Here is a 7,721-nt window from a genome sequence, read left to right as displayed (position 1 = left end):
GGTCTGCAGGTAGTCCATGTACATATCGGTGACCGGCGACATCACCACGTCGTGGCCTTCGCTGGCGGCTTTCAGGCCGCCTTCGGTGCCGCGCCAGGACATCACCGTGGCCTCCGGCGGCAACCCGCCTTCAAGGATTTCATCCCAGCCGATCAGGCGCCGGTCGTGCTGCTCCAGGAAGGTCTCCAGGCGTTTGATGAGGTGGCTCTGCATCTCCATTTCATTGCCTGCGCCAACCTCGCGCATGCGCGCCTGCACGCGTGCCGAGGCTTCCCACTGGTCCTTGACGGCCTCGTCGCCGCCGACGTGCACGTACCTGGCCGGGAACAGGGTGATCACTTCTTCCAGCACGTTTTCCAGGAAGGTGAAGGTGCTTTCCTCGGTGTTGAACAGGTTGGGGAACACGCCCCATTCGCTGAGCGGCTTCAGCGGCGTGTACAGCGTGCCCAGTTCGGGATAGGCGGCGATCGCGGCGGTGGCGTGGCCGGGCACGTCGATTTCCGGGATCACCTGGATATGCCGGGCGGCGGCATAGGCGATCACGTCGCGGATCTGGTCCTGGGTATAGAAGCCGCAATACGGGCGTTCGGCGCCGGTGACCGGATCGCGGCCACCATCGCCGGCCGGAATACGACAGCTGCCGATCCCGGTCAGTTTGGGATAGCGCTTGATCTCCATGCGCCAGCCCTGGTCATCGGTGAGATGCCAGTGGAAGGTATTGAGCTTCTGTTCGGCCATCGCGTCGAGCACGCGCTTGATCTCGTCCAGGCTCTGGAAGTGGCGCGCCGAATCGAGCATCAGGCCACGCCAGCTGAAACGCGGTGCATCGTCGATGCGCAGCGCCGGCAGGACGCCGTTGCTGCCGCCACTGAGCAGTTGCGACAGGGTGGCTGCACCGTAGAACAGGCCGGCCTCGGTAGCTGCCTGCACGGTCACGCCGTCGCGGCCCGAGCGCAGCTGGTAGCCTTCGGCGCCGGTCTTGAGCGTGCGGTTCAACACGAAGTGGATGCCGTTGCCGCCGCGCGTGCCGGCCACGTTCAGCACCGGGCCGCCGCTGTCGTGCAGCAACGTAGTGAACTGGGTAGCCACGCGTTGCGCGGCCTCGCCCTTGGCCCACACCGGGGTGCCGGCGACCGCGCTGAAGCCGCTGCCGTCGAGGCGTTCGACCTTGGCCGGCGCCGGCATCAACGGCAGTGGGCCGGCCATGGCGCGGGGGCCAGCAGTGGCCGGGGCATCGGCGGCCTGCGCGAGCGGTGCCAGGGACAGGGCCAATGCGAAGGAGAGCAGTGACAGCGAGGTACGACGGGTGCGGGTATGCATCGGGTCATTCCTGTGTTGCGAATCGGGTTCCACCTGTGAAAACGGGCCCGGAGATCCGGGCCCGTTTCAGGTGTGCAGCATAGTGCTATGGCAATCAGAACTTGAAGTGCACCGTAGCCATGTAGCGGCGGCCGCTCTTATAGCGCGAGGCCAGGTGGTCCTTGTCGCCGAGGTACTGGAAATACTCTTCGTTGAGCAGGTTCTGCGCGTCCAGCGTCAGCGACCAGTTCTCGGTGAAGGTGTAGCCGAAGCTGGCGCCGAGCTCGGCGTAGTCGTCCACGCTGGCCGGTGCCGAGCCTGCGACGTAGCCGCCGGCCAGGTAGCTGTCACGCCAGTTGTAGGTCAGGCGTGCATTGATCGGGCCCTTTTCGAAGTACGGGCTGAGCGCGATCGAGTTGCGCGACTGGTACGGCAGCGGATCACCGGAGTTGTTCTCGCCGTTGGCGTAGGTGTAGTTCGCCGTCAGGCCGAAGCCGCTTTCACCGAAGGGCTGCTGGAAGCTGATGTTGAAGCCCTTGATGTGGCCGCTACCGGCATTGCGCGGACGCTGGATGCTGTAGTCGCAGTAGCCGTCGGCGGCGCAGCCGTTGGTGCCTACGATGTTGGCCCAGGTGGCCGGCGAGGTGTCGCGGATCGAGTTGTACTGGCGCTCGGTGACCGCGCTGGTGTCGATGTAGTTGTCGATCTTCTTGTAGAACAGCGACCAGGCCACCACCGACTGCGGGGCGAAGTAGTACTCGGCCGACAGGTTGTAGTTCCAGGACTCGTACGGGGACAGTGCCGCATTGCCGCCACTGCCGGTGAGCGTGGTGTCGTTGAGGAAGGTGTTGTTCACCATCTGGTTGTACGGCGCCCAGGCAATGACCTTGCTCGCGCCGAAGCGGAACACCCAGTCGCTGGAGGTGTCATAGACCAGGTTGACCGACGGCAGCAGGAAATCTTCCTTCCTGGTCTGGGTCTGCCACTTGCTGTCCAGGTCGGTCAGGGTCGGCGTGCCGCCGTAGACGAAGCCGCTGCCTGCGGTCTTGGAATCGACATAACGCACGCCGACGTTGCCGCGCACCGGGCCGTTGGAGAAGTTCAACTGCGCGTAGGCCGCGTTGTTGGTCTGTTCCAGTGCCCAGCTGTTGTTGAGGTAGCTGGCCGGATCGGGGTTGGCGTAATCCAGCGGGCTGCCCTTGACCCAGTTCAGCACGTTGTCGCGGCCAACCTGCACGTGGCGGCCGTGGCCGTCGCTGAAGCCCTGGATGTCGGTCAGCCCGATGGTGCCCACGTCGGCCAGGGTGCCCGGACGCACGCCGCCATATACGTTCAGGTCGAAGCTCTCTTCATGCTTGCCGTGGCGCACGCCGAACTGCAGCTGGTTGAAGATGCTGTCGAACTGCACGTTGAAGTCCAGCTGTGCGTAGGTGTCCTTGCTGTCGGTGGAGAAGATGCCGTTGTTGCCGAACCAGCCACCGGCCGAACCCCAGTTGGCCGGGTTGCGCGCGGCCTCGGCGTTGTCGAAGGTGATGCCCTTGTCCAGGTTCCAGCTGAAGCCGCCGTTGTAGAACGGTTCGATGAAGTACTGGGCCAGGTCCTTGTTCTCGGACTTGCTCTGGCCCACCTGGCCGCTGATGCCCCAGCCATCGCCCTTCCAGGCGCCACGCAGGTCCAGGCCCTTGGTGGTCACTTCGGATTCGCGCACGTTGTTGTCGTAGATCACCGTGCCGCTGTTGGCCGTCGCGCTGGCGTTGGAGTGGCCGCTGTTGACCACGCCGTTGCGCACGTCGCCGAGCTGGTTGACCGCACCGACGGTACCCGGGTTCCAGGTCAGGAAGGAGTACATCGACTGGTTGTAGTTGTCGAAGTTTTCCTTGATGTACAGGCCGCTCAGGTTGAACTCGAGTTCCTCGCTCGGCTTGAACTGCAGGTTGACCACGGCGCTGTCGCGCTTGCGGTCCTGCTGGAACCACGCGGCGTTGACCGAGTTGGGCACGTCCGCGTTCGGGTCCACGCCCGGCGCATTGGTGAAGGTGGACGCCTTGGCGTAGCCGAACACTTCCATGCCCTGGCGATCCACGCGCTCTTCATAATGCTGCGCGGCGACGTTCACGCCGAAGGTTTCGTCGTTGTTCTTCCAGCTGTAGATCGCCGAGGCGTTCGGCTTGCCCTTGCTGGCCTGGTCGCTGTAGCTGTAGCCCACCGAGGCGGCCACTTCGTTGGCGCGCATGTCCAGCGGCTGGCGGGTGTGCATCAGGATGGTGCCGCCCAGGCTGCCTTCGGTCAGGCGCGCTTCGGAGGACTTGATGACTTCCATGCGGCCCAGGATCAGCGGCGACAGCAGGGTGTAATCGAAGCCGCGGTTGGGCTGTTCGCCATACAGCCAGATCGCCTGCGCGACCGGGTGGCCGTCGAGGAAGGACAGGTTCAGGCTGGGATCGGTGCCGTCGATGCTGACCCGCTCACCCTGGCCGAAACGGCGATCCAGCGAGATGCCCGGCAGCTGCGACAGCGCTTCGGCCACGTTGGTGCTGGGGAACTTGCCGATGTCCTCGGCGGTGATCGCCTCGGAGATGGTCACGTTGTTGCGCTTGGTATCCAGCGATTTTTCCAGGCTGGCGCGGATGCCGACGACGCTGACCGTGTCCAGGTCGGTGGGGGTGCTGGAGGTTTCCTGCGCCTGCGCGCCGAACACCAGACAGCTGAAAATGGCTGCCGAAAGCAGACTCTTGCGGTGGTTCATGATGTCTCTCCTCATCAATCCGATGGTTCGCCGGCGACGGCGTGTCTTCTTGCGTCTGGTACGACTTTGCCGCGCGCCCTTTGCCGGGCGCGCCATGGGTGCCACGTACTGCGTGTTGCGTGCCCGGCGCGCCGTGTCAGGCGTGCGGGTGGTCCCTATGTCCCAGGTACCAGCTGGCGGCGCCGATGACGCCCAGCTGCCCGTGCTCGACCACCTTCACGGGAATGCGTTCCAGCGCTTCGCGCATCGGGCCCTTGTTGAGGTACCGCGGTACGAACGTGCTGTTCAACAGGAATTGACGGATCTGCGGCAGGATGCCGCCGGCCAGGTAGACACCGCCGGTGATGCCGTACTGCAGGGCCATGTCGCCGATGGTGCTGCCGAGCAGGCCGCAGAACACCTCCAGGCTCAGCCGTGCCAGCGGGTCCTGGTCGGCCATGGCCGCGGCGGTGACCGCATCGGGGCTGGCCAGCGTCGGCGGCTGGTGGTTGAGTGCACACAGGGCGCGATAGAGATTCATCAGCCCAGGGCCGGACAGCGCGTGCTCGACCGACACATGCGCATGTTCGCGCTGCATCTGGCGCACGATCGCCATTTCCAGCTCGGTGGTGGTGGCCAGGGTTGGCTGTCCGGCTTCGGTGGCCAGCACCACCGCGCCGTGCGCGGTCGGAATCCAGACCGCCGCGCCCAGGCCGGTACCGGGGCCGACCACCAGGGTCGGGCCGCGCGGTGCGCTGGCCGGGCCGGTCAACTGCAGCACGCCGCTGGCATCGACCTGGGACGCGGCGTAGGCCACGGCCTCGAAGTCGTTGACGATGTAGACCTGGTCCAGGCCGACGTCCTGTTCGATGCGGCGCGCCGACAGGGGCCAGGGCACGTTGGCGGTGATCACCGTGCCGTCGGCGCGGGCAACGCCGGCGGTGGCCACCACGCAGTGCGCCGGACGCGGGCCGCTGCCGAGGAAGTCGGTCAGGATCGCGCTCAGGCCGGGATAGTCGGCATTGCGGAACTTGCGGTACTCCAGCAGCTGCACCGGATGGTCCGGATCGGTGCCGGCCTGGACCCGGGCCACGCGCACGTGGGTCCCGCCGACATCGGCGGCCAGGAAGGGCGGCACCGTGGCGGGCAGGTCATGGGCCTGGACGGAGTGGGCAGCTGCGGTCACACGGACTCCCTTGGATGTGCGCAGGTCCAGCGATAAGGCCTGGCGATTGAGGGGGAGTCTGTAATCGTTCTGACAACGATGTCAACGATAACCTCACACTTTCGATGTTGCGCCGCAACGGGCGCCCCTCTGGGAAAACGTTTTCAGCCAACGGCCGTCATGTTTTTGCAACCGAGCGGGAATGACCGCATGGCGCACCGCCAAGCGTGGCGGGGCATGCGATCTGCGCAGGTGCAGCACGACCGCTTCGGCAGGTTGGGCAAAAACCGCTTGTTGACAAACCCGATCGCCCCGACGAATAAATGTGACAACGTTGTTCCCAGCCACTCTTCCGACGCCGCCCCGCGCCGTCGATGCAGGAGCTCTCTTGATGTCTGCCGTGCCTGCTGCCTCCGCGCGTTCAAGCGTGCTCACTTCGATCCTGATCATCGGCGTGCTGTTCTTCCTGATCGGCTTCTTCACCTGGCTCAACGGGCCGCTGATCACCTTCGTCAAACTGGCCTTCGAGCTGGACGAGGTCGGCGCCTTCCTGGTGCTGATGGTGTTCTACCTGTCCTACTTCTTCCTGGCGCTGCCGGCCTCGTGGATCCTCAAGCGCACCGGCATGAAGAAGGGCCTGAGCCTGAGCCTGCTGGTGATGGCCGCCGGTGCGGTGGTGTTTGCGCACTTCGCCCAGCAGCGCTGGTACCCGGGCGCGCTCAGCGGCCTGTTCATCATCGGCAGCGGGCTGGCCCTGCTGCAGACGGCGGTCAATCCGTACATCAGCATTCTCGGCCCGATCGAGACCGCTGCCCGGCGCATCGCGCTGATGGGCATCTGCAACAAGATCGCCGGCATGCTGGCGCCGGTGCTGATCGGCACGCTGGTGCTGCACGGCATCGGTGACCTGGATGCGCAGGTGAAGGTGGCCGACGCAGCCACCAAGACGGTGCTGCTGGATACCTTCGCCGCCAAGATCCAGCTGCCTTACATGGCCATGGCCGGGCTGCTGGTGGTGCTGGCGGTGGGCGTGCTGTTCTCGCCGCTGCCGGAACTGAAGACCGCCGAGGCCAATGCCACTCCGGCGCGCGCGCCCGGTGTGGCCGAGCGCACCAGCATCTTCCAGTTCCCGCACCTGTGGCTGGGCGTGCTGTGCCTGTTCGTCTACGTCGGCGTGGAAGTGATGGCCGGCGATGCCATCGGGACCTACGGGCACAGCTTCAACCTGCCGCTGGACCAGACCAAGATGTTCACCTCGATCACCCTGGGCGCCATGCTGCTGGGCTACCTGGCCGGCCTGGCGCTGATCCCGCACCGGGTCTCGCAGTCGCGCTACCTGAGCATCTCGGCCATCCTGGGCGTGCTGTTCTGCATCGGCGCGCTGCTCTCCCATGGCTATGTGTCGGTCGGTTTCGTCGCCGCGCTGGGCTTTGCCAACGCGATGATGTGGCCGGCGATCTTCCCGTTGGCGATCCGTGGCCTGGGGCGCTTCACCGAAACCGGCTCGGCGCTGCTGGTGATGGCCATCGCCGGCGGGGCGATCATTCCCCAGGCGTTTGCGGTGCTCAAGCAGCATTTTGACTTCCAGTGGGTGTTCGCCGGGCTGATGGTGCCGTGCTACCTCTACATCCTGTTCTACTCGGTGCGCGGGCACCGGGTGGGGCTTTCCCGCGACGGGCAGTGATCGGCGATCATGGACGTCCAACGGGACCCGCAGGAAAAGAGCATGCGCAGAGCGACCATCAAGGATGTTGCCGAACGGGCCAAGGTGTCGCTGAAGACGGTCTCGCGCGTCATCAACAATGAACCCTCGGTCATGCAGGCCACCCGCGCGCGGGTACTGCGGGCCATCGCCGAACTGGATTACGAGCCCGATCCGGCCGCGCGCAACCTGCGCACCGGCACCACGCTGGTGGTCGGTCTGGTCTACGACAACCCCAACCCGTACCACATCATCGGCGTGCAGAATGGCGTGTTGGCAGCCTGCCGCGAAACCGGGTTCGGACTGCAGATCCATCCCTGCGATTCAAGCTCGCCGATGCTGGCTGAGGAACTGGCCGACTGGGTGCAGCGTTCACGGTTGGCCGGGCTGGTGCTGACCGCGCCGATGTCCGAACGCGCCGATCTGGTCGCGGCACTGACCGCGCGCGGCATCAAGCTGGTGCGGATCATCGCCGCCACCGCCGATCCCGAAGACGGTGCGTGCGTGTTCGTCGATGACCGCGAGGCCGCGTATGAAATCACCGAGCACCTGATCCAACTCGGCCACCTGCGCATCGGTTTCCTCTGGGGCGGCAGCTCGCACCGCTCCAGCGGCGAGCGCTATGCCGGCTATGAAGCGGCGCTGCGCGACTACGGCATGAGCATCGACAAGCACCTGGTGGTGCAGGGCGATTACACCTTCGACGATGGTTTCCGTGGCGCGCGTCGGCTGCTGGCGCTGCGCGAGCCGCCGACGGCGATCTTCGGTTCCAACGATGAAATCGCGGCCGGCGTGCTGGCCGCCGCCAAGTCGGCGGGGATGAACGTGCC

General features: G+C 65.5%; 5 protein-coding genes. 2 read left to right on the top strand and 3 right to left on the bottom strand.

Going from position 1 to position 7,721, the window contains the following annotated elements; all coding sequences use genetic code 11:
• From AC1DQP_RS13140 to AC1DQP_RS13130, 3 genes are all read right to left on the bottom strand, one after another.
• Positions 1-1,320 (bottom strand): beta-N-acetylhexosaminidase (locus tag AC1DQP_RS13140; RefSeq protein ID WP_478051757.1); only part of this gene is annotated, 1,320 nt, incomplete at its 3' end.
• A gap of 94 nt (positions 1,321-1,414) precedes the next feature.
• Positions 1,415-4,045, bottom strand: coding sequence for a TonB-dependent receptor (locus tag AC1DQP_RS13135; RefSeq protein ID WP_478051756.1), 2,631 nt, complete (start codon positions 4,043-4,045; stop codon positions 1,415-1,417).
• Positions 4,046-4,181: 136 nt separating this feature from the next.
• Complete coding sequence (locus AC1DQP_RS13130) at positions 4,182-5,210, bottom strand: glucokinase (RefSeq protein WP_256777082.1); 1,029 nt, start codon at positions 5,208-5,210, stop codon at positions 4,182-4,184.
• Positions 5,211-5,580: 370 nt separating this feature from the next.
• Between AC1DQP_RS13130 and AC1DQP_RS13125 the strand changes: the two genes are divergently transcribed.
• The gene (locus AC1DQP_RS13125; protein ID WP_457318831.1) at positions 5,581-6,873 is read left to right on the top strand and encodes a sugar MFS transporter; all 1,293 of its coding nucleotides are present in this window, start codon (positions 5,581-5,583) and stop codon (positions 6,871-6,873) included.
• Positions 6,874-6,915: 42 nt separating this feature from the next.
• Positions 6,916-7,721, top strand: an 806-nt coding sequence (locus AC1DQP_RS13120; protein ID WP_478051755.1) for a LacI family DNA-binding transcriptional regulator, incomplete at its 3' end; no start/stop codon positions are given.

The organism is Stenotrophomonas sp. P5_A8, from assembly GCF_056400545.1.
Note: the sequence above shows the minus strand (reverse complement) of the source record. Positions and strands in the feature narration are given on the sequence as shown.